The organism is Nocardiopsis salina YIM 90010, assembly GCF_000341025.1.
In the GTDB taxonomy this organism is placed as follows: Bacteria; Actinomycetota; Actinomycetes; order Streptosporangiales; family Streptosporangiaceae; genus Nocardiopsis; species Nocardiopsis salina.
In genome coordinates this window covers 1-25,340 of sequence record NZ_ANBF01000099.1, presented here as the reverse complement: position 1 = coordinate 25,340, position 25,340 = coordinate 1, and the positions used below count along the sequence as shown (strand labels likewise).

Here is a 25,340-nt window from a genome sequence, read left to right as displayed (position 1 = left end):
GGCGGGCCCTTCGTCTTCGTCAGGGGGGTCTACGCGGGGAGCCCGGTGCTAGAACACCGGCCCCGGCCCCCGTGTCATCGGGGCCGGGGCCGTGGTGAGGAGCCGAGGGCTCAGTCCTCCATGGCCTCCTCGGGGATGGGCTCGCCCTCCCGCATCGCCTCGAACATCATCTCCGAGCGCGTCTCGTCCCAAGTCACGACCGCACCCACGTCCGGCATGGTCGGGGTGTCCCCGACCGGGATCGCCGTCGTCTCGATACCGCCGCGCATCGCCAGCAGCATGCTCGCCAGGTGCCGGAGCTTGTCGCCCTCGTCGACGGTGAACGTGTCGGTTCCCGCGATCACCAGTGGACCGGCGCGGAACGGGTTGAACATCGTGGAGGGCGCACTGGCCTCCTGGATCAGGGCAGAGAAGAACTCCCGCTGGCGCTGAATGCGGTCGAGGTCGGCGCGCGGGGTGGCACGGGTGCGCACGTAACCGAGCGCTGTACCGCCGTCCATTTCCTGGCAGCCGGCCTCGATGTCCAGGCCGGCCTTGGGGTCGGCGATCGGTTCCTCGGGGCACAGCTCCACGCCGCCGACCGCATCGACCAGGTCCACGAACCCGCCCATACCGATCTCCACGTAGTGGTCCACCGCCACACCCGAGGCGCGTTCGAAGGACTCCACCAGGGGAGCGGGGCCGCCGCAGACCTCCTCGCCCTCCTCGTCGGTGCCGCACACCGAGTCGGCGTAGGCAGTGTTGATCTTGTTGTCCGCGTAGCCGGGCACGGCCATGGGGACGTAGGAGTCGCGCGGCACGCTGACAATGGTGGGATCGCCGTCGCGCGGGGTGTACAGCAGCATGATCGTGTCGGTGCGCTGCCCATCGGCGTCGCCTGTGGCGAGTTCCTCCATCTGGTCGTCGTCCATGCCGTCGCGGCTGTCGGAGCCGACGATCATGTAGAGGTCGCCGCGGCTCTCGTCCGGGCGGCCGTCGTAGTCCTGCAGCGCCTCGACCCGGTCCAGGCGCGAATCGGCCCACAGGTAGAAACCGAGCGGCACGATCAGTACGACCACCAGGATCATGACCAGCACGGTCGTGAACCTGCGCTTGCGGCGCTCGCGGGCCCGGCGCTTGATGCCGCGCCCGTCGTACTCGCGTGCGTCGGAGTGTGTGGGGCGGCGCCGCCTTTGCCGGCCCGCCGGCGGAAGCTCGTCGGCGGGCGGCATCCGCCGGGTCTCGCCGACCACCCGCTGCTCGGACTCACGGGGACGGTAGAGCTTCTCGAACTCGTCGGGGGTGCCCGGCCCTCCTCCGCTGCCGCGGCGGAACACCCCGCCGCGGTCGTGTTCCCCGGTCGGGCCGTCCCCGCCCGGGTCTCGTCGATCAGCCATGGATTCTGCCCGTCCCCGTTCCGCGTGATGCCTTCGCCTTCACCCCTGTGGGATCGCCAGACAGCGTAGCCGGGTTCGCACGTGTTTCCGGATTCGCCCCTGTCGGTGCGCATACCTCCTGCCACGCAGGCGATCCAGGCTTTCTGTGCTGAAGGCGACCCCGGTGTCCGGTTCAGCGCAGGCGGTGTGCGCCGGCGGCGGCACGCGCTGTGCGCAGGCGCGGGGCGCGGGGGCCCCGGTCGGCGAAGGCGCGCTCCGTGTTGTCGCGCACACGCTCCAGCCGATCGGTACCTACCAGGGCGAACGCGGTCCCCCGCCAGCCACTCATGCGCACGCCGCGGGCGCCCGCGCGCGAAGCGGACTCGGCGGCCAGATCCACGTCGGGGGTGGGCAGATCGAAACGGCGCAGCGACAGGTGGGAGGCGGACAGAATCGGGCCGACCTCCCCGAACCGGTCGGCGCGCAGCAGGCCCACGGCGGCGTTCAGGCGGTGGACCTCGGTGACCGCGTACTCCACGCGGCGGGCCATCCCCGCATCCGGCATCCGGTTCAGCGCTGCGGGCAGGTCCTGCACGGCGCGCAGCGGCCCCAGGATCCCCGCGGCCCGCCGGAGCTCGTCCTCCCGTGCCCGGCGCAGGCCGCGGCGGGGTCGGGACCCGGTGTCGGCCACGAGCAGGTGCAGGTCCTCGGCGGCCAGGTCGAAGGGCAGCACCGTCGTGCGCAGGTTCTTGTGGTTGACCCGGACCGCACACCCGGGGCGGGCCACCAGCGCGACCCGCTCGTCGGCGTCGGCGCCCTCCGGCGGAGGCGCCCCGCCCAGGTCGGCCAGGGCCAGCGCAGTTGCGGTCCGGAGCGCGGCCGCGTGCCCCAGGGAGGCGTGGGCGGGCAGGTCCGAGGCGACGACGGCACGGACCCCGGTTCCACGCGCCAGTACCCCGTCGCGGTGGGCGCGGTCGACGGCGGCGGAGACCTCCGAGGCGGTCGCGGAACGCGCGCGCAGGGGTCCTTCGGGGGAGGCGGCCTGCACCTTCCCGTCCTCGGCCGGTCCGAGCGCCACCCGCACACCCCAGGGCAGCGCGGCATACAGGCCGACGCCCTCGCTGACGGCCGTGTGCTCGCCCATGAGCGCCAGGCGTCCGGGAGCGTGCCAGACCCCCGCGGGCGGCACATGGAAGCGCTGTGTGAAAGCCTGAGCGAGCGCGTCGGGGTCGGGAGGGCTCTGCGGCCAGGCACCCCTCGGTCCGGCCGGGCGAAGGCCCAGCACCGCGCGCCACCGTGTCCCCGTGCCCCCCACCGCACGTCCCCTTCCCCGCTGTGTCCCCCGGTCCACCCTCCAGGATGCACCGCCCCGGGCGCAGGTCGTGCGTGGGCGTGGTCATTGCGGGCATCGGGGAACACACTCGTAGGCTGTGGCTCCCGAGAACGCCGAGCGCCGTGCCCGGGGCGGTGCCGCCGGGGACGGGGGAGGGGACAGATGACGTCGGTGGCCGAGCGGGCCCGCGGAGTTGCGCAGCGCGCACAGAACACCGCGATGGACTCCTACTGGGACCTGCGGCAGCGCAGCCCCGCCGTGGACCACCTGGTGCGCGCCGGTGAGCGGTACTCCGACCAGAACGGGACCCAGCTCGCCGGCGCGGTGACCTACTTCGCGTTCCTGTCCTTCTTCCCGATCCTCGCGCTCGCCTTCGCGGTCGTCGGTTACCTCACCGCGGTCGACGTCGAGCTGCAGCAGTACCTGAACGAGGCCCTGGACGAGGCTCTGCCGGGGTTGTCGGACCAACTGCCGGTGGAACAGATCGCGAACGCGCGCGTGGGCGCCGGCCTCATCGGTGGTCTGGGCCTGCTCTACGCGGGTCTGAACTCTGTGGCGGCTGCGCGCGAGGCCCTGCACGCCATCTGGTTGAACAGCCTGCGCCAGGGCCCCAACTTCTTCGTACGCAAGGGTGCCGACCTGCTGGTCATGATGGGCCTCGGTACCGGGCTGCTGCTCACGGTCGCCCTCACCAGTGTGGGTCAGACGGCCACGTACTGGGTGCTCTCGCTGGTGGGTCTCGACGGGTCGGTGGTCGCGGGGCTCGCCCTGCGCCTGCTGGCCCTGGTGGTGGCGACCGCCATGAACGTGCTGGTCTTCGTGCTGGCCTTCTCCCTGTTGTCCGGGGCAGGGCGCCCCACCCGCCCGATGTGGTGGGGCGCGCTCATCGGCGCCGTCGGGTTCGAGCTGCTCAAGAGCGCCGCCACGCTGCTGCTTGCCGGCACGCTCACCAACCCCGTCTACGCCTCCTTCGCGGTGCTGGTCGGTCTGCTGGTGTGGATCAACCTGGTCATGCGCCTGGTGCTCTTCAGCGCAGCGTGGACGGCGACGTGGCTCCCGGTCCTGCCTCCCTACACGGGATCCCTGCCGCTGCCGGAGGAGAACGGCCTGGACTGGACCCGGCGGGTGAAGGTGCTGCGCCCGTCGCCGGAGGCCGTGGCCGAGCGCCGTCTGGCCCAGCGCATCCTCGCGGCGCTCGTGGCGACCGTGGCGGCGGCGCTCGCGGCCGGTGCCGCCGCGGTGCTCACGCGCGGCAGGGACGATCGCGGCTGAGGCCCGTCCTGCTGGTGCTGGACGAGGGCGCCCGCTCTCGGCGGTGTAGTCGCTCCGTATGCGGCGGGCTCCGGCGGGGTAGTCCTCCTCTGCCCCGGTTTGCCGGGAAAGGCGGCCCGGAAAAGGCCGCGGGACCCCCTGGAGGACGGAAGATGGCCATTTCGTTCACGTCATCCGAACGCCCGACGATCGGAGTGGAATGGGAACTCCAGCTCGTCGACCATAAAACCCGACACCTGCGTCAGGAAGCGAACAAACTTCTCACTGCACTTCCGGATCTCAGTTCCGGAAGTGACCACCCTCCCTTGCGCCACGAACTGATGCAGTCCCAGATCGAGGTGGTCACCGGCATCTGCGAGACGGTCGAGGAGGCCAAGGGCGACCTCTCCCGCACCATCGCCCGCGTGCGCGAGGTCCTCGACCCCTGGGGCACCACCCTGACCTGTTCGGGCACCCACCCCGTCGACGACTGGCGCGACCAGGAGTTCAGCCCCGGTGAACGCTACGCCGAGCTCGTCGACCAGATGCAGTGGCTCGTCCGGCGCATCCTCACCTGCGGCGTGCACGTCCACGTGGGGGTCCGCGACCGGGAGAAGGCCGTCCCCATCGTCAACGCGCTCTCCCGTTACCTGCCGCACTTCCTCGCCCTCAGTGCCTCCAGTCCCTATTGGACCGGAGGGGACACCGGGCTCGCCTCGGCGCGGTCCATCATCTTCGGAGCCCTACCCACCTCCGGGCCGCCCCCCAACCTTCCGGACTGGCAAGCTTTCGAGGATTACCTCGAAACACTACTCAGGGCGGGTACCATCGCCTCTATCAAGGAAGTGTGGTGGGACATCCGTCCGCACCCCGATTTCGGCACGATCGAGATCCGGATGTTCGACGGAATTCCCACGCTGCGCGAGGTGGGAATGGCCGCCGCGCTCTCCCAGAGCCTGGTGGAGCTGTTCGATCACCAGCTCGACCGCGGGTACGGGCTACCCAGTCCGCCCCCCTGGGTCGTGAAGGACAACAAGTGGCGGGCCACCCGCTACGGACTCGACGCCCGGGTCATCACGGACAGACACGGAACCACCGTGCCGCTCCGCGACGACCTCTACGAGCTGGTTCGGGAGCTGCGGCCCACCGCGGCCCGCCTGGGCTGCGCCGAGGACCTGGACCTGGTCTCCGAGATCCTGGACAAGGGTGCCTCCTACGAACGCCAGCGCGCGGTCGTCGCGGAAGGCGGGTCGGTCTCCGACGTCGTGGATCTGCTCGCAGCCGAACTCCGTAGCGGTGATCCCACTCGCGCTGTGTCCGTGTCGGCGACGTAGCCGGCTGCGCGGTAAGACGTGAACGAAGAGGGGATCCTCGCATGCAGGGACATGACCTGCCGGAACAGTTGACGGCCTTCTTGGCCCGCAACGAGCGAGAGCTCATCGGCTTTCGCCGGGACCTGCACATGCACCCCGAACTCGCCTTCGCCGAACACCGCACCACCGGCCGCATCGCCGAACGCCTCAGGGCAGCCGGCCTGCAGCCCCGGGTCCTTCCCGTGGGCACCGGCCTGGTCTGCGACGTCGGCTCCGGCCCCGGGCCCGTCGTGGCCCTGCGCGCCGACATCGACGCCCTGCCGCTGACCGACGAGAAGGAGGGCTCGCCGTACCGCTCCACCGTGCCGGGGGTCGCGCACGCGTGCGGGCACGACGTGCACACCACGGTGCTGCTGGCGACCGGCCTGTTCCTGGCCCAACAGGAGCGGGCCGGGGCTCTGCCCGGACGGGTGCGGCTGTTCTTCCAACCTGCCGAGGAGCTCCCCGGTGGTGCAGTCGAGGTCGTCAGGGCCGGGGAGATGGAGGGCGTGGAGCGTGTCTTCGCCCTGCACTGCGATCCCCGGCTGACGGTCGGCAAGGTGGGGCTGCGCACCGGCGGGATCACCGCCGCCTGTGACCAGCTGCGTGTGCGCCTGTCGGGTCCCGGCGGCCACACCGCCCGCCCGCACCTGACCGCGGACCTGGTCTACGCGCTGGGCAAGGTCGTCACCGAACTGCCGGCGCAGCTGTCCCGCCTGGTCGATCCCCGCGCAGGGTTCAGTCTCGTGTGGGGCCGGGTCAGCGCGGGCTCGGCGCCCAACGTGATCCCCGACGACGCCGTGGCCGAGGGGACTGTGCGCTGCCTGGACGACGAGGCCTGGCACGAGGCGCCCGACATCGTGAAGGGTCTGGTGGAGTCGGTGGCCTCCGCGTACGGCGCGCGCCCCGAGGTGACCTACCGGCGTGGGGTCCCGCCCACGGTCAACGAGGCCACCAGTGTGGAGGTCATGCGCGAGGCCGTCACCCGCGCCCTGGGCCCGGACGCGGTGACCTCGACACCGCAGAGCCTGGGCGGGGAGGACTTCGCCTGGTACCTGGAGCATGCTCCCGGGGCCCTGGCCCGGCTCGGCACCCATTCCCCGGACCGGGACGGCCCGATGCTCGACCTGCACCGCGGCACCTTCGACGTCGATGAGCGCGTCATCGGTGTCGGTACCCGGTTCGCCGCCACCACCGCGCTCACCGCCCTCTGGGAGACCGCGCGGAGCGGGGAGCGCGTCGACAGTGAGGCCATGGCCTGATCCGGAGCTCCGCGGCAGGTGGTGGGTCCGCGCAGTGCCCCGACGGCGCGGACCGCCCCATCTGCCGGATTTTCGGTAACTTCCGCCCGGGGGTGGCGAGCGCGTCCGACGGCGGGTGGCATGCTGTGATCCATGAACCAGCCACTGACTGTTGAGCAGATCCGACAGGCGCCGAAGGTGCTCCTGCACGACCACCTCGACGGCGGGCTGCGCCCCGAGACCGTCGTCGACCTGGCCCGGGAGTCCGGATACACCGGCCTTCCCACCTACGACCCCGTGGAGCTGGGGAACTGGTTCCGCGAGGCCTCCGATTCCGGGTCCCTGGACCGGTACCTGGAGACCTTCGCGCACACCACCGCGGTGATGCAGTCCCGCGAGGCCCTGGTGCGCGTGGCCGCCGAGTGCGCCGAGGACCTGGCCGCCGACGGCGTCGTCTACGCGGAGACGCGTTACGCCCCCGAACAGCACCTGGAGGGCGGGCTCTCCCTGGAGGAGGTCGTCGAGGCCGTCCAGGAGGGCCTGGAACTGGGTGAGAAGCGCGCTGCCGAGCAGGGCAACTCCATCCGCACGGGGCAGCTCGTCACCGCGATGCGGCACGCGGCGCGGTCCTCCGAGATCGCCGAGCTCGCGGTGCGCTACCGCGACGCCGGGGTCTCGGGCTTCGACATCGCCGGTGCCGAGGCCGGGAACCCGCCCACGCGCCACCTGGACGCGTTCGAGTACCTGCGTCGGGAGAACTTCCATTTCACGATCCACGCGGGTGAGGCCTTCGGGCTGCCCTCCATCTGGGAGGCCCTGCAGTGGTGCGGGTGCGACCGGCTCGGCCACGGCGTGCGCATCGTCGACGACATCACCGTGCACCCGAGCGGTGCCCCGACCCTGGGCCGGCTCGCGCAGTACGTGCGTGACAAGCGAGTCCCGCTCGAGATGTGCCCGAGCTCGAACGTGCAGACCGGCGCGGCGTCCTCCATCGCCGAGCACCCCATCGGCATGCTGCGCGACCTGCGTTTCCGCATCACCGTCAACACCGACAACCGGTTGCAGAGCGGAACCGACCTGTCCGGGGAGTTCGCCAAGCTGAGCGAGGCCTTCGGGTACGGCTGGGACGACCTGCAGTGGTTCACGGTCAACGCCATGAAGTCGGCGTTCCTGTCCTTCGACGAGCGCCTGTCCCTCATCAACGGCATCATCAAGCCGGGGTACGCCCGCCTGAAGTGGGCGACCGACCAGTGACCGAACCGCAGAACACCACGCACTACGCCACGTCCACACGGGTCATCGGGGTCGTGTGGACGGTCATCGCGCTGCTGCTCCTGGCCGACGTGCTGCTGCGCGGTGAGGGGCGTATGGCGTGGATCGCCGGCGCCTTCCTCGTGGCGAGCATCGCCGGCGTGTACCTCGTGTGGTTGCGGCCCCGGGTGGTCTCCACCGAACGCGGGATCCGGGTCGTCAACCCGTTGCGCGAGGTCTTCGTGCCCTGGAGCGCGGTGTCGTGGATCGACGTGGTGGACGTGCTGCGTGTGCACACCTCCGCGGGTCCGGTGCGTTCCTGGCCGCTGCGGGAGTCCAAGCGCTCCAAGGTGCGCGAGAACCTGCGCCGGGACGCCGGCCACATCGACACCGACGTGGACGACGACCCGACGCAGGCCCGCCCGGTCGACCTGATGGCGCGTGATCTGCGCCGCGACGCCGAGCGGTACAAGGCCCGCCCGTTGAGCGGCCCGATCCGGGACGCCGCCGAGGCCGGGCCTGCAGCGGTCGGTGCCGAGGACCGGCCCCAGGTGATGGTCCCGGTCGAGGTGATCGTGGTCCTGAGCCTGACCGCCGCGTTGCTCGTGGCGGTGTTCCTCCTGGCCTGACCCGGGCATACGCAACCCTGCTCCGGACCCGGTCCCCGATCTCGGGGGCCGGGTCCGACGCATGTGGACAGAGGGGTTGACGCTGCACCACCGGCTCTGGTTAGGTAAGGCATGCCTAAGGGGACATGCTCCGGGGCGGGCTTCGCGCGGATGGCCCGCTCCGGAGCGACCCCCTCAGGCACGTGCGGTTCGTCCGCTCGACGGGAAGAGAAGGTGACGCCCGCCGTGAGTCCAACGGGGTCTGCGGGGACCCTGCACGGTGGTCGCCACCCGGGCACGAGGACCCGACCCGCCCTGGCTGCGCCCGGCGCCGTCCACCCCACGGCCTCGGGGTGCATGCTCGCCACGCCGGACGCCGGCGCCGCCAGGGCGGGGCCTCTCCCCAGGGGGCGGAACCCCCACAGACGCGTCCCTCCTTGGCGCACACACGCCGTCGGCCCGGCCGGAACTCTCTCCCCGGCCGGGCCGACGGTGTGCGGATCCCCGTTTCAGATGCGTGTGAGCACCCGGTTGAGGAGTTCGCCGAGCCGGTGTGCCCGCTGGGTGACCACCTCCAGGGCGCGTCCCGACTCGAACGGCTCGAAGACCGAACCCAGGGCGTCGTTGCTGGCGATCGCCAGGCCCAGGACATCGGCCCCGGCCTCGACCGCCGCGATGGCCTCCAGCGCGATCGACCGGCCCACCAGGTCCGCACCCGCCTGGCGCAGCACGTTCAGCTCCGCCGGGGTCTGGAACTGGGGGCCGACCGTGGACACGTACACACCCTCGGCCAGAGACGGATCCACCTCGCGGGTGACCTCCCTCAACCGTGTCGTGTACGTGCCGGCCAGGTCCACGAAATCGGCGCCCACCAGCGGTGAGCGCCCGGTCAGGTTGATGTGGTCGCGTACGACGACGGGCTGGCCCGGTGCGATGTCGGCGCGCAGCGAACCGGCCGATCCGGTCAGGACCGCCGTCCGTGCGCCCGCGGCCACACCGGTGCGTACCGCGTGCGCCGCGTCCATGGGGGAGTACCCCTCGTAGAGGTGGATCCGGCCCATGAAGACCACGACACGCTTCTCGCCCACCCACATGCTGCGCACCGCCGGGGTGTGGCCCTCGGCGGTGGGAGCGTGGAAACCGGGGAGATCGGTCACGTCCAGTTCGATGTCGGGCGTGCCCAGCGTCTCGGCCGCGCCGGCCCAGCCCGAGCCGAGTACCATCACGGCGTCGAAGGAATCGGCCCCGGCGCGCGACAGCAGCTCTTGTGCGGCCGATTCCGCCAGTGCCTTCGCCTTCTCGGTGGTCCTGGGCGGCTGCTCTGTATCGCTCACAGAACGCATGCTATCTCTGTGTATCTGCATTGTTCCGGAGCGCAACGCTGGGCGGGGGTGGGTGTCAGGCGGGCGGAACGGGCGCTCGCATGGCCGACAATGGGAGGAAGCCATAAAACCAGGTGGAGCCCGGCCATGCCCGAACATCGTCCCTGACCGGGAACGGGTGTGCGGGCCGCCCGCAGAGGGAGTGAAGCAGCGTGACGAAGGTCGTGATCATCGGAGGCGGTCCCGGGGGCTACGAGGCGGCACTGGTCGCCGCGCAGCTCGGCGCGGACGTGACGGTGGTGGAGCGCGACGGCATCGGCGGCGCCTGCGTCCTCACCGACTGCGTCCCTTCCAAGAGCCTCATCGCCACCTCGACCCGTACCACCTACGTACGTGAGGCCGACCACCTCGGCATCCACATCCCCGGAGTGCACGAGGAGCGGTCGGACGTCGAGGTGCACGTCAGCGAGGTCAATCCCAGGATCAAACGCCTGGCCGAGGCGCAGTCCGAGGACACGCACGCCCGTCTCGCCAAGGAGGGCGTCAAGGTCATCCGCGGGGAGGCACGGCTGGTCGACCCGCACATCGTCGCCGTGGACGACGAGCGGATGCGCGCCGACGTGGTCCTCCTGGCCACCGGGGCCCACCCGCGTGAGCTCCCCACCGCGCGCCCCGACGGCGAGCGCATCCTCACATGGCGCCACCTCTACGACCTGGACGAGCTGCCCGAGCGCCTCATCGTCGTCGGTTCAGGTGTGACCGGTGCCGAGTTCGCCAGTGCCTACCAGTCGCTGGGCTCCGACGTCACGCTGGTCTCCTCGCGCGAGCTCGTCATGCCGACCCAGGACTCCGACGCCGCCGGGGTGCTGGAGGACGTCTTCGCACGCCGCGGCATGACGGTGCTCAGCCGGACCCGCGCGGAGTCGGTCGTCAACACCGGCGAGGGTGTGCAGGTCACGCTCTCCGACGGCCGTGTGGTCGAGGGCAGCCACTGCCTCATGACCGTCGGCATGATCCCCAACACCGAGGGCCTGGGCCTGGAGGAGGCCGGGGTGCGCCTGGCCGACAACGGGTTCATCGACGTAGACCGCGTCTCACGCACCACGGTCCCGGGTGTCTATGCGGCCGGCGACTGCACCGGTGTGAACATGCTCGCCTCCGTGGCCGCCATGCAGGGACGTATCGCCATGTGGCACGCGCTCGGCGAGGCCGTCGCCCCGCTGAAGCTGTCCACGGTAGCCTCCACCGTCTTCACCCACCCGGAGCTGGCCGCCGTCGGCGCCAGCGAGGACGACGTGCGCAGCGGCCGCATCGACGGGCGTTCGGTCACCCTGCCCCTCAACACCAACCCCCGCGCGAAGATGAACGAGGTCAACGACGGCTTCGTCAAGCTCATCTGCCGTCAGCACACCGGAATCGTGCTCGGCGGCGTGATCGTCGGACCGCGTGCCAGCGAGCTCATCCTCGCGGTGTCGGTGGCGGTGCAACAGCGCCTGACCGTGGACGACCTCGCGCACACCTTCGCGGTGTACCCGTCGTTGTCGGGCAGTGTCACCGAGGCCGCCCGCTCCCTCATGCTGGCCTCACCGGAGTAGGGCGGCGCCCCGAGGGGCTCCGCTGCGGCCCCCGTTCCCCGGTGGTGGGACGGGGGCCGCCGTGTGTGCGGGGGAGGGGCGCCCGCGGGGGGCCGCGTACGGAGGGGCCGACACGAAGAACGGGCGCGCCGAGTCCTGCTCGACGCGCCCGTGAGGGAGCGTGGGGTACGGGGACGGCCTGTGGGGCCGGACGTCAGAAGTCGAAACCCCCGAAGTCGCCGAAGTCGCCTCCGTCGAAGTCGCCGCCGGCGTCGCCCATGTCCTCGGCACCGCCGCCCATCATCCCGGCACCCATCATGGACCCCATCATCGAGCCCATCATCATGCCGCTGAACATGCCCATCATCATGGTCATGCCGAAGTAGCCGTTGGCGTAGGGCGAGTAGGCGGGGCCGGCCTCGTAGTACGGGCGGCGCTCACCGTCGACCTCGACCATGCGCACGTCGGGCTGGCCGCCGACGCGCACGGCCTCCGCGCACTGGTCGCACGCGGTGACCTCACGCGGGCTGCCGCCGGGCGGGGCCCAGCTGATGTCCTGCGTGGAGGGCCCGTGCTGCGGGTTGAAGAAGCAGGGGCCTCGGCGTTCGGGCACTTCCTCGCCGCGCAGGCGCGCACGGGTGGCCTTCATGTAGTACCGGCCGTCCTCGAGGGCGCCGGTGACCATGCGGACCTGCTCTGGCTCCTGGATGGTGTCGAGGAGGGCCTTGGCCTGGTCGTAGGAGTCCATGGCCCGCGTGTAGTCCTCGCGGGTGGGCTCGTCCACCTTCGACAGGTCGATCTCGAGCCGTGAGACGTCCTCGCCGAGGCGCACGACGTCCTCGGTGGCCATCTGCTTGATCTCCTCGAGCTGCTTGGCCTTCTCGGCCTCGCGCTTCTTGCGCTGGTTGTAGACGTACCAGCCGCCGGCAGCGGCGAGCAGTACGAGGATGGTGAGCAGGACGAAGCCGGAGGTGGCGTTGGCGTCCTGGGCCTCCTCGACCTCGGTCGTCGCCTCGGGGACGGCTGCGAGCGTGTCGATGGGGTTGGGATCGCCGGCGGCGGCGCCACCCTCCTGGAGGGACAGCTCGCGGATCTCCTGGGTCTCCTCGACGTTGGGTGAGGTGACCTCGAAGCTGTCGGAACCGGAGAGAACTCCGTAGACACCGTCGCCGACCTCGTCCATGACGGGTTCCATGAACGCGTTCACCCCGGCCTCGGAGGTGGTGTTGCCCCCGGGGACGAGGACGTAGTAGACGGGGGTGTCGGCCTGGGCGGCCGCGTTCTCCAGGACGGCGATCTCTCCCTCGGGGATCGCGTCCTCGCCGGTGCCGACCTCGATCGCGGGATCGACGTAGACGCCCTCGTTCTCGAGTTCGCCGACGACGTCCTGGGTGTCGGGCAGACCGGCGGCTTCATCGGTGTCGGCGGCAGCGGGTGCCGCGGCGGCGGTCATCACCCCGGCCGCGAGGCCGGCGGTGAGCATTGTGGGTGTTACCAAGCGGCGCAACATGATCGTTCCTCTCGCCTCCCTCATCCACGAGGACGAACCGCGCATCCTCACAGTTCCCGGATGTGCCCGGTATCTCGCCGCGGGGTGGGTGAACCGCCGGTGCGAACTGCAGGAACGCCCCTGTTCCGGGGGTACACGGGGGCGGCCCGGAACCGGGGTCCCGGGCCGCCTCTGCGGTGGTCCTGTTCTCCTCAGTCCTTGGCCGGGGCCCCGGAGGTCTCCGGTTCCTTCTCCTGGGATCCGGACCCCTGCCCGCCGTCCGCGCCCGGGGAACCGTCGGTGCCCCCTTCGCCGGAACCCTCGGCGGTCTCCTCCGCGAGCTCCTCCTCCGACGGGACGAAGCCGGTACGTCCGCGCGGGGCGTTGTAGCGCTCCAGGTCGATGATGCCCTCGCGCTTGGCGACGATGGCTGGGATCAGCGCCTGTCCGGCCACGTTCACGGCGGTGCGGCCCATGTCGAGGATCGGGTCGACGGCCAGCAGCAGGCCCACGCCCTCCAGGGGCAGGCCCAGCGTGGACAGGGTCANCGGCGGTGGCGGCCGAGCCGATGACCGAGACCAGGGCGATGAGCAGGTAGTCGGTCAGGCCCAGGCTGATGCCGGGGAAGAACTGCGCGATGAAGATCGCCGAGACGGCCGGGTAGATCGCGGCGCACCCGTCCATCTTCGTGGTGGTACCGAACGGCACGGCGAACGCGGAGTAGTAACGCGGGACACCCAGGTTCTGCTCGGTCACCTTCTGGGTGATGGGAAGGACGCCCATCGAGGAGCGCGAGACGAACCCGAGCTGCACCGTCGGCCAGACCCCGGAGAAGTACTTGGCCGGGGAGAGCCCGTGCAGGCGGGCCAGCACCGGGTAGACGACGAAGAGCACCAGTGCCAGGCCGACGTAGATCGTGAGCACGAACTGGCCGAGCGCGCCGATGGTGTGCCAGCCGTAGCTGTAGACCGCGTTGCCGAGCAGGCCGACGGTGCCGATCGGGGCGAGGCGGATGATCCACCACAGCGCCTTGAGCACGACCTGCAGGGCCGAGTGCATGAAGTTGATGAAGGGCTCGGCCGGCTTGCCGACCTTGATCGCGGCGATGCCGAGCACGACCGCGATGACGATGAGCTGCAGGACGTTGAAGGACAGCCCCGTGGCCAGGTCGTCCCCGGCGCCGGTGGTCTCGGCCTCTAGGCCCAGGATGTTCTCGGGGACCAGGCCTTCCAGGAAGTCCAACCAGGACACGTCGCGGTCGGGGCCCTCCTGGGTGGCCGGATCGACGCCGCTGTTGACGCCGGGGCGCATCGTCAGGCCGAGCGTGATGCCGATGGATACGGCGATGAGCGCAGTCAGCGCGAACCACAGCAACGTCTGGCCGGCCAGACGGGCGGCGTTGGTGACGTTGCGCAGATTCGCGATCGAGGAGACGACGGCCAGGACGATCAGGGGCGGCACGACCGTCTGCAGCAGTGTCACGAACGTGCTGCCGAACAGGTCGAGCGCGGTGGCCAGGCCGTTGGTGGCCTCGCCCTCGGCGTCGGGCGGGCTGATCTGGAAGGCGAGGAAGCCGAGGCCCACGCCGAGGAAGAGCGCGATGAAGACCTGGACGGTGAACGAGGGGATCCAGGTCCTGCGCTTCGAGGACGGGTCGGTGGTCTGTGCGGACACGGTGTTGCTCCAGATGGTGTGCGGGGCCGAGGGCACACGCAGGGCGGGGCCTCTTCGGGTGTGCTTCGGCACGGGGGGTCGGAGAGGGGATCACCGTCGGGTGACGTGGGACGGGAGCGGCCGGCGAAGGTGCCTCTGCGCTGCCCGTGGACGGGCGCGCGGGCGGGCTCGGGCCGGGGTCAGCTACACGCGTGGCTGCAGAGGCGGCACAGGTCGATGTGCCACCGTCGCGTCAGTCCCCAGATGTTCGTCACGATTGAGCACGATAACCCGGTTTGCTTACCTTTTCCATACACCTGGACCGGGGTCCCCGGCCGCCCCGTCCCAGGACCCCTGTCGCTGAGGGGTCGACGTGCTTCTTCCCGGTGGAGCGTGAGTCGAGGATCACCGGTTTCTCGCTGCGAAGCTCGTGGGCCGCCGTGGGTACAACAGGTCTGCGAGTCCGAGGGGTGATCGAGGTGGCCTCACACGAGTCACGGAGCAGAGATCGCGAGCGCAAGCCCCAGTTGTACGCCCAGGCCGGGATCCCGCACTTCTGGCTCGTCGAAGAGAGCGACGACCGGGTGGTGTATGCCTACGAGCTCGATCCCGTGAACGGTGGCTACACCAACAGCAGGGGCGAACAGGCAACGCCTGAAGGCGGACGCGCCCCGCGCGTTCGATCTCGACCTGACCGCGCTCAATGCCAGGCCCACTCGGAAGGAGTGAAACGCACGGGGGCGGGCGCCGAGCGCACCCGCCCCTTCGTGTGCCCGCGACGTCAGGCGTCCTTGATCTCGCAGACCACGGCGCCGTTGCCGACGGTCTCGCCCGACCCGACCTTCAGACCGGTCACCACACCGGCCTTGTGCGCGGTGAGCGGCTGCTCCATCTTCATCGCCTCGATGACCACGACCGTCTCACCCTCGGCCACGGTCGCGCCCTCCTCGGCCACCAGCTTGACCACCGTGCCCTGCATCGGCGAGACCAGCGCGTCGCCGCCTGCGGCGCTCGCGCCCGCGCCGCCCTTCCGGCTCGCACGCTTCTTCTTCCCGCCGGCCTGCGGCGCCGGGGCGGCGGCCGCACCCAGCGAGGCCGGGAGCACGACCTCCACACGCTTGCCGCCGACCTCGACGGTGACCCGCTCGCGCTCGGACTCCTCGGCCTCGCCCGAGGCGCCCGCCCAGGGTTCGATCCGGTTGTCGAACTCGCTCTCGATCCAGCGCGTGTACACGGCGAAGGGCTGTTCCGTCTCGGCCGGGGCGAAGGCCGCATCCTGAACGACCGCCTGGTGGAACGGGATCACCGTGGGCATACCGCCGACGGTGAACTCCTCCAGCGCCCGCCGCGAGCGCTGCAGCGCCTCGGCGCGGGTCCGGCCGGTCACGACCAGCTTGGCCACCATCGAGTCGAAGGCCTGGGGCACGGTGAAGCCCGCTTCGCAACCGGTGTCCACGCGCACGCCCGGACCGCCGGGCAGAGACATCTCGGTGATGGTGCCCGGCGCCGGCATGAAGTTCCGTCCTGCGTCCTCGGCGTTGATGCGGAACTCGAAGGAGTGCCCGCGCACCTGCGGGTCCGTGTAGCCCAGCTCCTCGCCGTCGGCGATGCGGAACATCTCGCGCACCAGGTCGATGCCGGTGACCTCCTCGGTGACCGGGTGCTCGACCTGCAGGCGGGTGTTGACCTCCAGGAACGAGATCGTGCCGTCGGTGCCCACCAGGAACTCGCAGGTGCCCGCACCCACGTAACCGGCCTCGGCCAGGATCGCTTTCGACGCCGCGTAGAGGCGCTCGTTCTGCTCCGGGCTCAGGAACGGCGCCGGGGCCTCCTCGACCAGCTTCTGGTGGCGGCGCTGGAGCGAGCAGTCCCGGGTCGAGACCACCACGACGTTGCCGTGCGTGTCGGCCAGACACTGGGTCTCCACGTGCCGGGGCCGGTCCAGGTACTGCTCGACGAAGCACTCACCCCGCCCGAACGCTGTCACGGCCTCGCGCACCGCCGACTCGTAGGCGTCGCGCACCCCGTCCATCGTGTAGGCGACCTTGAGGCCGCGGCCGCCGCCGCCGAAGGCGGCCTTGATCGCGATCGGCAGTCCGTGCTGCTCGGCGAAGGCCACGACCTCCTCCGCGGAATCGACCGGGTCGGGGGTGCCGGCCACCAGCGGGGCGCCGACCTTCTGGGCGATGTGGCGCGCCTGCACCTTGTCGCCGAGCGACTCGATCGCCGACGGGGGCGGGCCGATCCAGGTCAGGCCGGCGTCGATGACCGCGCGGGCGAAGTCGGCGTTCTCGGCCAGGAACCCGTAACCGGGGTGCACGGCGTCGGCGCCCGCGGCCTCGGCCACCGCCAGGAGCTTGCCGATGTCCAGGTACGACTCGGCCGGGGTCTGCCCGCCCAGAGCGTGGGCCTGGTCGGCGATCTTGGCGTGGGGGGCGTCCAGGTCGGGTTCGGCGTAGACCGCGACACTGCCGATGCCCGCATCGCGACAGGCGCGGGCGATGCGCACTGCGATCTCGCCGCGGTTGGCGATCAGAACTTTACGCACGGTGGAAAATCCTCCTGCAGGAACGTGGAACGGTGACGCGCCGACCGCTCGACGGGGGTACTGGACATCGAAGACAATGGGGCTGCTCGGCGGGCACACTGCCCTGCTGCGCGTCGTCCCAGTGGCACTCTCGCTGTGTTCTCGCCAGTCAACGGCACACCCGGCCGACTCCCTCCTCGGCCTTGCGAGAGCACCACTGGATACGCCGCTCGCGACGGACGGCGCCCACCAAACAGCCTCTACCGCATGCTCATGCGCCACGCGCCCGGACCGGGCCTGTGGGGAACACGGCCCCGCAGACCCTGTGCCCGGTCGCGCCAGCCCGACACGGGTGCGGGCTGCTCGGCGCCGTCGGACGCCCGGGCCGCGGCGGCGCGGGCGCTGAGCACCGCGGTGAGCGCGGCGAGTTCCTCTGCGGTGGGCTCGCCCCTGACCACGGCCAGGTGCGGCGCCTGTTCTCGCGCGCTCACAGCGGGATGTTCCCGTGCTTCTTGGGCGGAAGCTGCTTGCGCTTGCTGCGCAGCGCCCTCAGGGCCTTGGCCACCTGCTCCCGGGTCTCCGAGGGCAGGATGACGTCGTCGACGTAACCGCGCTCGGCCGCCGAGTACGGGTTCAGGAGGGTCTCCTCGTACTCGGTGACGAGGCGGCTGCGCTCGGCCTCGACGTCGTCGGCCTCGGCCAGGGTGCGCCGGTGCAGGATGTTCACCGCGCCCTGGGCCCCCATGACCGCGATCTGGGCGGTGGGCCAGGCCAGGTTGGCGTCGGCGCCCAGGTGCTTGGAGCCCATGACGTCGTAGGCGCCGCCGAAGGCCTTGCGGGTGATGACGGTGATGAGGGGGACCGTGGCCTCGGAGTAGGCGAAGATGAGCTTCGCGCCGCGTCGGATGATGCCGTCCCACTCCTGGTCGGTGCCGGGCAGGAACCCGGGCACGTCCACGAAGGTCAGGACGGGGACGTTGAATGCGTCGCAGGTGCGCACGAAGCGCGCCGCCTTCTCCGACGCGTCGATGTCCAGGCAGCCGGCCAGGTTCTGGGGCTGGTTCGCCACCACGCCGACGGACTGCCCGTCCACACGTCCGAACCCGACCACGATGTTGGCCGCGAACCGGGCGTGCACCTCCAGGAACTCACCGTCGTCCAGCACCGACTCCAGCACCGTGCGCATGTCGTAGGGCTGGTTGGCCGAGTCCGGGACGAACGTGTCCAGAGCCAGGTCGGCGTCGGTGGTCTCCTCGGCCGGCGCTTCCTCGGGCGCGACCGGGGGAGCCTCGTCCAGGTTGTTGTCGGGCAGGTGGGAGAGCAGGTCCTTGACGTAGTCGATGGCGTCCTGCTCGTCGGATCCCATGTAGTGGGCCACGCCGGAACGGGCCGTGTGCGTGGCTGCACCGCCCAGGTCCTCCATCGACACGTCCTCACCGGTGACGGTCTTGATGACGTCCGGGCCGGTGATGAACATCTGCGAGGTCTGGTCGACCATCACCGTGAAGTCGGTGAGCGCGGGGGAATAGACGTGCCCGCCGGCAGTGGCGCCCATGATGAGGGAGATCTGCGGGATCACCCCGGACGCGTGGGTGTTGCGGCGGAAGATCTCGCCGTACTGGCCGAGCGCGACCACACCCTCCTGGATACGGGCGCCGCCGCCCTCGTTGATCCCCACGACGGGGCAACCGTTCTGCAGGGCGTGGTCGAGGACCTTGACGATCTTCTCGCCGTAGACCTCGCCCAGGGACCCGCCGAACACGGTGACGTCCTGGCTGAAGACGGCGACGGGGCGCCCGTCCACCGTTCCGTGCCCCGTGACGACACCGTCGCCGTAGGGGCGTTTGCTCTCCAGCCCGAAACTGGTGGAGCGGTGCCGGGCCAGGGCGTCGAACTCGACGAACGAGCCCGGATCGAGCAGGGCGTCGATCCGCTCGCGCGCGGTCATCTTGCCTTTGGCGTGCTGTTTCTCCACGGCTCGTTCCGACCCGGCATTGACCGCCTCGTACCGGCGGCGCTGCAGGTCGGCGAGCTTGCCCGCGGTGGTGTGGATGTCGATCTCGTCCGCGGGGAGTGGTTCAGGGGCTTCGGNGAGCCTCAAAGCGGCTCGCAAGCGGCCCTCCGTTACCCGAACACATGCCGCTTCCTGCCTGGTGAGCGGAGGCCGGGGCGATCCCTGCGGCCTCCGAGGGGACGCCGTGACTCCGGGTCGTGCAGTGGAATTGAGCGCGATTCCTGTGCGAAAGCGTCGAATAATCACAATAATTCACGGCACCGGCAAATGCTGGAAATGGGCCCCGCTCGTATTACGCAGGCGACGATCTCTGTAGGGTCGGCCGCATGACAGCGGTGAACGCGGAACGCGACAGTGCACGGCAGGAAGTCCCCGAGCAGCTCCGCAACGATGTGAAACTGCTCGGCGAGATGCTCGGGACGATCCTCGCCGAGAGCGGGGGATCGGACCTCCTCGCCGACGTGGAGAAGCTCCGGCACGCGGTGATCGGTGCCCGCGAGGGAAAGGTCGACGGCGAGGAGATCACCTCCCTCGTGGCGGCCTGGCCCCTGGAACGGGCCAAACAGGTCGCCCGCGCCTTCACCGTCTACTTCCACCTCGCCAACCTCGCCGAGGAACACCAGCGCATGCGTGCCCTGCGCGAGCGCGACGACGCCGCGAACCCGCCGGCGGAGTCACTCGCCGCGGCCGTACGGGCGGTCCGTGAGGAGGGAGGCGGGGAAGAACGCCTGGACGGCCTCCTCGAAGGAATGGAGTTCCATCCGGTCCTTACTGCCCACCCCACGGAGGCCCGGCGTCGCGCCGTGTCCACCTCGATCCTGCGCATCAGTACGCAGCTGGAGGCCTGGCACGCCGCGCACGAGGGCAGCAGTGCCGCCGCGGAGGCCCACCGGCGCCTGCTCGAGGAGGTCGACCTGCTCTGGCGTACCTCGCAGCTGCGCTACACCAAGCTGGACCCGCTCGACGAGGTGCGCACCGCCCTGTCGGCCTTCGACGAGACGATCTTCTCGGTCATCCCGCAGGTCTACCGATCCCTCGACGCAGCCGTGGACCCCGAGGGCACCGGTACCCGGCCCCGGGGAGCCATGCCGTTCGTGCGGTACGGGAGCTGGATCGGCGGCGACCGCGACGGCAATCCCTTCGTCACCCACGAGGTCACCCGTGAGGCCATGGCGATCCAGTCCGAGCACGTGCTGCGCGGGCTCGAGAGCGCGTGCGACCACGTCGCGCGCACCCTGACGGCCTACTCCAACCTCACCCCCGCCGGCCAGGAGCTGCTGGAGGCCGTGGCCACCGCCAGGGCCGGGCACCCCGGGCTCCTGGCCGAGATCACCGAACGCTCGCCCAACGAGCCCCACCGCCAGTTGCTGATGCTGGCCACCGCGCGCCTGCGCGCCACCCGCGAGCGCGATGCCGACCTGGCCTATCCCGATGCGCACGCCTTCCTCGACGACCTGCGTATCGTGCAGGAGTCCCTGGCCGCGGCGGGCGCGGTCCGCCAGGCCTACGGGGAGCTGCAGCACCTGGTGTGGCAGGCCGAGACCTTCGGGTTCCACCTCGCCGAGCTGGAGATCCGCCAGCACAGCGAGGTGCACGCCGCAGCGCTGGCCGAACTGCGCGCCGGCGGGGCCCGCTCGGAGCGCACCGAGGAGGTCCTGGCCACGATCCGGGTCATCTCCTGGATCCAGGAACGCTTCGGTGTCGACGCCTGCCGCCGGTACATCGTCAGCTTCACCCGCTCGGCCGAGGACATCTCCGCCGTGCACGAGCTGGCCGGCTACGCGCTGCCCGAGGACCGCAGGCCCGTCCTCGACGTCATCCCGCTCTTCGAGACAGGCGCCGACCTCGAGGCGTCCCCGCACGTGCTCGCCGGGATGCTGGAGCTGCCGCAGGTGCAGCGCCGCCTGGACGAGACGGGGCGCCGCTTGGAGGTCATGCTCGGTTACAGCGACTCCGCCAAGGACGTCGGCCCGGTCAGCGCGACCCTGCGCCTGTACGACGCGCAGGCCCGCCTCTCGGAGTGGGCGCGTGAGCAGAACATCGTGCTCACGCTCTTCCACGGGCGGGGCGGATCCCTGGGCCGCGGCGGCGGCCCCGCCAGCCGGGCACTTCTCGCCCAGGCGCCCGGGTCGGTCGACGGCAGGTTCAAGGTCACCGAACAGGGCGAGGTCATCTTCGCCCGGTACGGCCAGGAGGCGATCGCCCGCCGCCACATCGAACAGGTGGGCCATGCGGTGCTGCTGGCCTCCACGGATGGAGTGCAGGAGCGGGAGCGCTCGGCGGCCGAGGAGTTCCGCGTCCACGCCGACACCATCGCCGAGGCCGCGCAGGAGGCCTACCTCGAGCTCATCGGGACCGAGGATTTCGCGGTGTGGTTCTCGCAGGTCAGTCCGTTGGAGGAGCTGGGCGAGCTGCGCCTGGGGTCGCGCCCCTCGCGCCGGTCGGCCGCCAAGGGGCTGGGCGACCTGCGTGCGATCCCGTGGGTGTTCGCCTGGACCCAGACCCGTGTGAACCTGCCGGGCTGGTTCGGTCTCGGTACCGGCCTGGCCGCCGTGCCGGACCTGGGGCTGCTGCAGCGTGCCTACCGCGAGTGGCCGATGTTCGCGTCCCTGTTGGACAACGCGGAGATGAGCCTGGCCAAGACCGACCGTACGATCGCCGAGCGCTACCTCGCCCTCGGCGGGCGGCCGGAGCTCACCCGCAGGGTCCTGGACGAGTACGACCTCACCCGCACGCTCGTGCTGCGGGTGACCGGTCACGACCGCCTGCTGGAGAACCGCGCGGTCCTGTCCCGCGCCGTCGACCTGCGCAACCCCTATGTGGACGCGCTCTCCCACCTGCAGCTGCGCGCTCTGGAGGCGTTGCGCGGTGAGGAGGCCGACAACCTCTCGGAGAAGGACGAGCAGCACCTCGAGCGCCTGCTGCTGCTCTCCGTCAACGGCGTCGCCGCCGGCCTGCAGAACACCGGCTGACCCCTGGCGCACACGAAGAAGGCCCCCGGAACCCAAGGAGAGGTCCCGGGGCCTGTTGTGTACTGCGGCCTCAGAGCTGGAAGGCGGGGGTGTCGATCCGGAGGTCGAACGGTTCGGGGAGGTGGATCTCCTTGCCGAAGGGCACCTTGGTGTGGTTGGTGTAGGCACCCTTGCGGGGATCGGAGTAGAGGGTGGCTTCCCCCTGCCGGGTCTCCGGATCGCACCGGTCCACGAGCAGGTAGAGGGGGACCTCGGCGCGCGCATACCCGTGCAGCTTCGGACCGCGGTCCTTGCCCGCCGTGCTCTTGGAGGTCACCTCCACCACGAGCTGGGCCTCGCCCGCGAAGTGCTCGGGGTCGCGTTCGACCGACGGGTAGGGCAGGACCACGAGGTCGGGTATGAACAGGCTGTCGTCCTGAGGCCCCCGGACGTCGATGCCTTGATAGACCTCGGACCCGTGCAGGTCTCCCTCCTCGGGAAGGGTCGCGACGAGGATCCTCTTCTGGATCAACGTGATGATGTGTGCGTGCTCGTCCGTGGGAGGGGTCATGATGCTGATGTCGCCTTCGATGATCTCGGCCCGCCAGCCTTCGGGCAGGTCCAGCTCTTCCCAGGCGCGCAACACGACGTCCCAGTGGGTGGGCAGCTCCTCCACCGTGACGGTCTCCGTCTCCGCTTCCGCGATGGTCATGTGTCGCGTCATCTCCGGTCACCGAACGTAGTGCGACACGGGCACCGTTGTGATGGTTTCAGCGTAACCCGGTGCCTCGTCGTCCACAGGGGGTTCCGGGTGGGGTTTCCGGGGGTGCTGTAATGGGTGGATGCACCCGGACCAGACCACTCGGACCCCGCTCTCGCAGGCCGCGCTGGCCGCCGCGCTCCTCCGGCCCGGAGGGCCGTGGCAGCACGTGCAGGTGCTGCCGGCGATCGCCTCCACGAACAGCGAGCTCTTCGCGCGCGCCAAGGACGGCGGTGAGGACGGCACCGTGCTGGTCACCGAGCACCAGACCGCAGGGCGGGGCCGGCTCGGGCGCGGTTTCGAGACACCGAAGGGGTCGGCGCTGACCTNCGCCGCCCGCCGGTACCGTCGGCCCGGCTGGGGTGGCTCTCCGCGCTCATGGGCGTGGCCGCAGTGGGTGCGGTACGGCGGACCGCCGGGGTCGAGGCCGCGCTCAAGTGGCCCAACGACCTCATCGTGCCGGCGGGCCGGCGTGCGGAACCCGCGGAGGGCGACGGCAAGCTCGCCGGGATCCTCGCCGAGGCCGACCTGTTCTCCGACGCTCCGGCCGTGGTCATCGGCATGGGGCTCAACGTGTCGCAGACCCGCGACGAATTCCCGGTCCCCACTGCGGTCTCCCTGCGCAGCGAGGGCGCCACCGAACTCGACCGCTCCGTGCTCCTGGGCGCGGTGCTCGGCGAGTTCGAGGAGCTCTACACCGTCTGGACCGCCGCGAAGGGCGACGCCGAGGCGAGCGGACTGGCCCCCCTGTACCGGGAGCTGTGCTCGACCGTCGGCCGGCGGGTCACCGTGCACCTGCCCGACGGCGAGCTCCTGGAGACCACCGCGACCGGTATCGACGACGAGGCACGCCTGGTGGTGTCCGGTCCGGACGGAGAACGGGCCCTGAACGTCGGGGACGTCGTGCACGTGCGCCCGAGCGCCTGAGGTGGGCCGACCGCGTTCGTCCACAGGCGTACGGCTTCGCCTTCACGGCCCCGTCCGCCTTGTGCCATGATCACCGGTATGGCTATCGCGGACCGTTATCTTGCCGACGACGAGGAGCTCGTCCACGTCGCCCGTCAGCACTGGACCGTCCTGGTGGGCGAGTTCGTGGCTCTTGTGGCCATCCTCGCCGTGGTCGGTGCCGGGCTGTGGTTCCTGCCGTGGAACGAGGATTGGTCCACCGTGGCCGCCCTCGCCATCGGGGGCGCGGGTGTGCTCGCAGCCCTCGTCCTCTGCCTGGTCCCGATGCTGCGGTGGTCCACGACCGTCTACATCCTCACCAACCAGCGGCTGATGACCCGCGAGGGCCTCGTCTCGAAACACGGCCGCTCCATGCCCCTCACCCGGGTGAACGACGTCTCGTACAACATCTCTCTGTGGGAACGCCTGATGCGGTACGGAACGTTGTCAGTGCAGTCGGCTTCGGAGAACGAGAGCATGACGCTGCAGCGCGTGCCCCGTCCCCAGTGGTTCCAGGCCGAGATCTACCGTCAGGTGAGCTCGGCGCAGACACCCGGGTACCCGTCGGGCCCACCGGTCTGATCCGGGCTCCGGGGTGCACTGCTGCCCCGGGGACGAGCCGTCGACCGAAGAACGTGCTCCCCGCTCCCTCGCGGGGACGGTCCGTGAAAGAGAACGTATGCCGTCGACCCCTGACCCGAACGAGATCGAGGCCGTCCTCCTCGGTGGTGAGGCGGTGTACACCCGGGCCCAGGCCATCGAGCTGTCCGGGGCCGACCCCGAACTCGCCGGCCGTGTCTGGCGCGCGCTGGGCTTTCCGACACAGGGCGACGACGAGGTCATCTTCGCCGAGAGCGACGTCGAGGCCCTGCGCATCACGAACTCCCTGCTCCAGGAGGGCGTGCTCGACGACGAGGGCGTGGTCCGCTTCGCGCGGGCGATGGGCCAGACCATGGCCCGCCTGGCCGACTGGCAGACCAGCATCCTGAGCACCCTCATCTTCAAGGACGGCGAGGGCGGCCCCGACAATCCGCTCATGGGCCAGGTCAAGGAGCTGCTTCCCGACGTCGAGCGCCTGTTGCTGCACATCTGGCGCCGGCAACTGGCCGCGTCGACCTCCCGCACGCTCGCGGTGATGTCCAACGGCAACGACATCGTCCCGAACTACTACCCGCTCATCGTGGGCTTCGCCGACCTGGTCTCCTTCACCACGCTCAGCCGCGAACTCGACGAGGTCGAGCTCGCCGGGGTGGTGGAGTCCTTCGAGGCCTCGGCCGCCGACATCGTCGCGTCCGGGGGCGGACGCGTGGTCAAGACGTTGGGCGACGAGGTGCTGTACGTGGCCGACTCGGCCGCCGAGGCCGCCGACATCGCGCTCCGGCTCGCCTCGGGTATCCGCACACACGTGGAGGTCCCCGACGTGCGCGTGGGCGTGGCCTCGGGCCCGGTGCTGACCCTGCACGGCGACGTGTTCGGCACGACCGTGAACCGTTCCAGCCGTCTGACCTCCTTCGCCCGGCCCGGAACCGTGCTCATCGACGACACGCTCGCCGACGAGCTCGAGGGCGCGGACGGGCTCCAGGTGGTCAAGGTGCGTGCCCGACACGCCCACGGGCTCGGCCTGATCCAGCCGTACGCGCTGCGCAGGAACTTCGAGCCCGGGGAACACCCCCAGGCCTAGATCGTTGACGGGGGGTTTGTGCCCTGGTCAGTG

At 70.7% G+C, this 25,340-nt stretch carries 17 protein-coding genes and 3 pseudogenes; 11 read left to right on the top strand and 9 right to left on the bottom strand.

Annotated elements, in window-relative coordinates; all coding sequences use genetic code 11:
• Positions 1 to 110 precede the first annotated feature (110 nt).
• The gene (locus D474_RS0111330) at positions 111 to 1,376 is read right to left on the bottom strand and encodes an LCP family protein (protein WP_040703352.1); all 1,266 of its coding nucleotides are present in this window, start codon (positions 1,374 to 1,376) and stop codon (positions 111 to 113) included.
• A 172-nt stretch (positions 1,377 to 1,548) separates the two neighbouring features.
• The gene (locus D474_RS0111325) at positions 1,549 to 2,640 is read right to left on the bottom strand and encodes a galactokinase family protein (protein ID WP_239647042.1); all 1,092 of its coding nucleotides are present in this window, start codon (positions 2,638 to 2,640) and stop codon (positions 1,549 to 1,551) included.
• A 210-nt stretch (positions 2,641 to 2,850) separates the two neighbouring features.
• On the opposite strand from D474_RS0111325, the gene D474_RS0111320 reads away from it, so the two are divergent.
• The 5 genes from D474_RS0111320 (at position 2,851) to D474_RS0111300 (ending at position 8,412) form a co-directional block, all read left to right on the top strand.
• On the top strand, positions 2,851 to 3,960 hold the full coding sequence (locus tag D474_RS0111320) for a YihY/virulence factor BrkB family protein (protein ID WP_026118391.1): 1,110 nt from the start codon (positions 2,851 to 2,853) through the stop codon (positions 3,958 to 3,960).
• 152 nt (positions 3,961 to 4,112) lie between these two features.
• Positions 4,113 to 5,273 carry a glutamate--cysteine ligase gene (locus tag D474_RS0111315; protein ID WP_026118390.1) on the top strand — a complete coding sequence of 387 codons (1,161 nt, stop codon included), beginning with the start codon at positions 4,113 to 4,115 and terminating at the stop codon, positions 5,271 to 5,273.
• A gap of 41 nt (positions 5,274 to 5,314) precedes the next feature.
• Complete coding sequence (locus D474_RS0111310; RefSeq protein WP_017613683.1) at positions 5,315 to 6,553, top strand: amidohydrolase; 1,239 nt, start codon at positions 5,315 to 5,317, stop codon at positions 6,551 to 6,553.
• A gap of 132 nt (positions 6,554 to 6,685) precedes the next feature.
• Positions 6,686 to 7,786, top strand: a complete 1,101-nt coding sequence (locus D474_RS0111305) for an adenosine deaminase (RefSeq protein ID WP_017613682.1) — start codon at positions 6,686 to 6,688, stop codon at positions 7,784 to 7,786.
• Entirely contained in the window at positions 7,783 to 8,412 is a 630-nt protein-coding gene (locus D474_RS0111300; RefSeq protein ID WP_017613681.1) for a PH domain-containing protein, read from the top strand. The genes D474_RS0111305 and D474_RS0111300 overlap by 4 nt, the downstream gene beginning before the upstream one ends.
• Before the next feature lie 488 nt (positions 8,413 to 8,900).
• Here the strand turns inward: D474_RS0111300 and D474_RS0111295 are convergent, their stop codons facing one another.
• The gene (locus D474_RS0111295; RefSeq protein ID WP_017613680.1) at positions 8,901 to 9,725 is read right to left on the bottom strand and encodes a purine-nucleoside phosphorylase; all 825 of its coding nucleotides are present in this window, start codon (positions 9,723 to 9,725) and stop codon (positions 8,901 to 8,903) included.
• 200 nt (positions 9,726 to 9,925) lie between these two features.
• On the opposite strand from D474_RS0111295, the gene D474_RS0111290 reads away from it, so the two are divergent.
• Positions 9,926 to 11,308, top strand: a complete 1,383-nt coding sequence (locus tag D474_RS0111290; protein ID WP_017613679.1) for an NAD(P)H-quinone dehydrogenase — start codon at positions 9,926 to 9,928, stop codon at positions 11,306 to 11,308.
• 193 nt (positions 11,309 to 11,501) lie between these two features.
• Here the strand turns inward: D474_RS0111290 and D474_RS0111285 are convergent, their stop codons facing one another.
• Together D474_RS0111285 and D474_RS28355 are read right to left on the bottom strand one after the other, a co-directional pair.
• Positions 11,502 to 12,770, bottom strand: coding sequence for a hypothetical protein (locus D474_RS0111285; protein ID WP_026118389.1), 1,269 nt, complete (start codon positions 12,768 to 12,770; stop codon positions 11,502 to 11,504).
• A 218-nt stretch (positions 12,771 to 12,988) separates the two neighbouring features.
• Positions 12,989 to 14,450, bottom strand: a pseudogene (locus D474_RS28355) (dicarboxylate/amino acid:cation symporter).
• Between the two features lie 365 nt (positions 14,451 to 14,815).
• Here D474_RS28355 and D474_RS34065 point away from each other — a divergent pair.
• Positions 14,816 to 15,010, top strand: a pseudogene (locus tag D474_RS34065) (Uma2 family endonuclease); the annotation flags it as partial.
• A 200-nt stretch (positions 15,011 to 15,210) separates the two neighbouring features.
• Here the strand turns inward: D474_RS34065 and D474_RS0111275 are convergent.
• The 3 genes from D474_RS0111275 to D474_RS0111265 form a co-directional block, all read right to left on the bottom strand.
• Complete coding sequence (locus tag D474_RS0111275) at positions 15,211 to 16,977, bottom strand: acetyl/propionyl/methylcrotonyl-CoA carboxylase subunit alpha (protein WP_017613678.1); 1,767 nt, start codon at positions 16,975 to 16,977, stop codon at positions 15,211 to 15,213.
• 239 nt (positions 16,978 to 17,216) lie between these two features.
• The gene (locus D474_RS0111270) at positions 17,217 to 17,447 is read right to left on the bottom strand and encodes an acyl-CoA carboxylase subunit epsilon (protein ID WP_017613677.1); all 231 of its coding nucleotides are present in this window, start codon (positions 17,445 to 17,447) and stop codon (positions 17,217 to 17,219) included.
• Positions 17,444 to 19,057 carry a carboxyl transferase domain-containing protein gene (locus D474_RS0111265; protein ID WP_017613676.1) on the bottom strand — a complete coding sequence of 538 codons (1,614 nt, stop codon included), beginning with the start codon at positions 19,055 to 19,057 and terminating at the stop codon, positions 17,444 to 17,446. Before D474_RS0111265 ends, D474_RS0111270 begins: the two co-directional genes overlap by 4 nt.
• Before the next feature lie 323 nt (positions 19,058 to 19,380).
• On the opposite strand from D474_RS0111265, the gene D474_RS0111260 reads away from it, so the two are divergent.
• Entirely contained in the window at positions 19,381 to 21,942 is a 2,562-nt protein-coding gene (locus D474_RS0111260) for a phosphoenolpyruvate carboxylase (RefSeq protein ID WP_026118388.1), read from the top strand.
• Between the two features lie 70 nt (positions 21,943 to 22,012).
• Here D474_RS0111260 and D474_RS0111255 read toward each other — a convergent pair whose 3' ends face one another.
• Positions 22,013 to 22,633: a Uma2 family endonuclease gene (locus tag D474_RS0111255; RefSeq protein WP_017613674.1), complete on the bottom strand. Its 621-nt coding sequence runs from the start codon at positions 22,631 to 22,633 to the stop codon at positions 22,013 to 22,015.
• A 130-nt stretch (positions 22,634 to 22,763) separates the two neighbouring features.
• Here D474_RS0111255 and D474_RS28350 point away from each other — a divergent pair.
• The 3 genes and pseudogenes from D474_RS28350 (at position 22,764) to D474_RS0111240 (ending at position 25,307) form a co-directional block, all read left to right on the top strand.
• A pseudogene (locus D474_RS28350) lies at positions 22,764 to 23,608 on the top strand (biotin--[acetyl-CoA-carboxylase] ligase).
• A gap of 78 nt (positions 23,609 to 23,686) precedes the next feature.
• A complete protein-coding gene (locus D474_RS0111245; RefSeq protein ID WP_040703355.1) occupies positions 23,687 to 24,208 on the top strand; it encodes a PH domain-containing protein in 522 nt (173 codons plus the stop codon).
• A gap of 97 nt (positions 24,209 to 24,305) precedes the next feature.
• Positions 24,306 to 25,307 (top strand): adenylate/guanylate cyclase domain-containing protein, encoded by a 1,002-nt coding sequence (locus D474_RS0111240; RefSeq protein ID WP_017613671.1) that lies wholly within the window; start codon positions 24,306 to 24,308, stop codon positions 25,305 to 25,307.
• Positions 25,308 to 25,340 lie beyond the last annotated feature (33 nt).

Excerpts from the sequence above, each read along its gene's own strand:
- D474_RS0111330 (WP_040703352.1), bottom strand. The coding sequence starts at position 1,376 with ATGGCTGATCGACGAGACCCGGGCGGGGACGGCCCGACCGGGGAACAC.
- D474_RS0111320 (WP_026118391.1), top strand. The coding sequence starts at position 2,851 with ATGACGTCGGTGGCCGAGCGGGCCCGCGGAGTTGCGCAGCGCGCACAG.
- D474_RS0111315 (WP_026118390.1), top strand. The coding sequence starts at position 4,113 with ATGGCCATTTCGTTCACGTCATCCGAACGCCCGACGATCGGAGTGGAA.
- D474_RS0111310 (WP_017613683.1), top strand. The coding sequence starts at position 5,315 with ATGCAGGGACATGACCTGCCGGAACAGTTGACGGCCTTCTTGGCCCGC.
- D474_RS0111305 (WP_017613682.1), top strand. The coding sequence starts at position 6,686 with ATGAACCAGCCACTGACTGTTGAGCAGATCCGACAGGCGCCGAAGGTG.
- D474_RS0111285 (WP_026118389.1), bottom strand. The coding sequence starts at position 12,770 with ATGCTCACCGCCGGCCTCGCGGCCGGGGTGATGACCGCCGCCGCGGCA.
- D474_RS0111260 (WP_026118388.1), top strand. The coding sequence starts at position 19,381 with ATGCTCGGGACGATCCTCGCCGAGAGCGGGGGATCGGACCTCCTCGCC.
- D474_RS0111255 (WP_017613674.1), bottom strand. The coding sequence starts at position 22,633 with ATGACCATCGCGGAAGCGGAGACGGAGACCGTCACGGTGGAGGAGCTG.
- D474_RS0111245 (WP_040703355.1), top strand. The coding sequence starts at position 23,687 with ATGGCTATCGCGGACCGTTATCTTGCCGACGACGAGGAGCTCGTCCAC.
- D474_RS0111240 (WP_017613671.1), top strand. The coding sequence starts at position 24,306 with ATGCCGTCGACCCCTGACCCGAACGAGATCGAGGCCGTCCTCCTCGGT.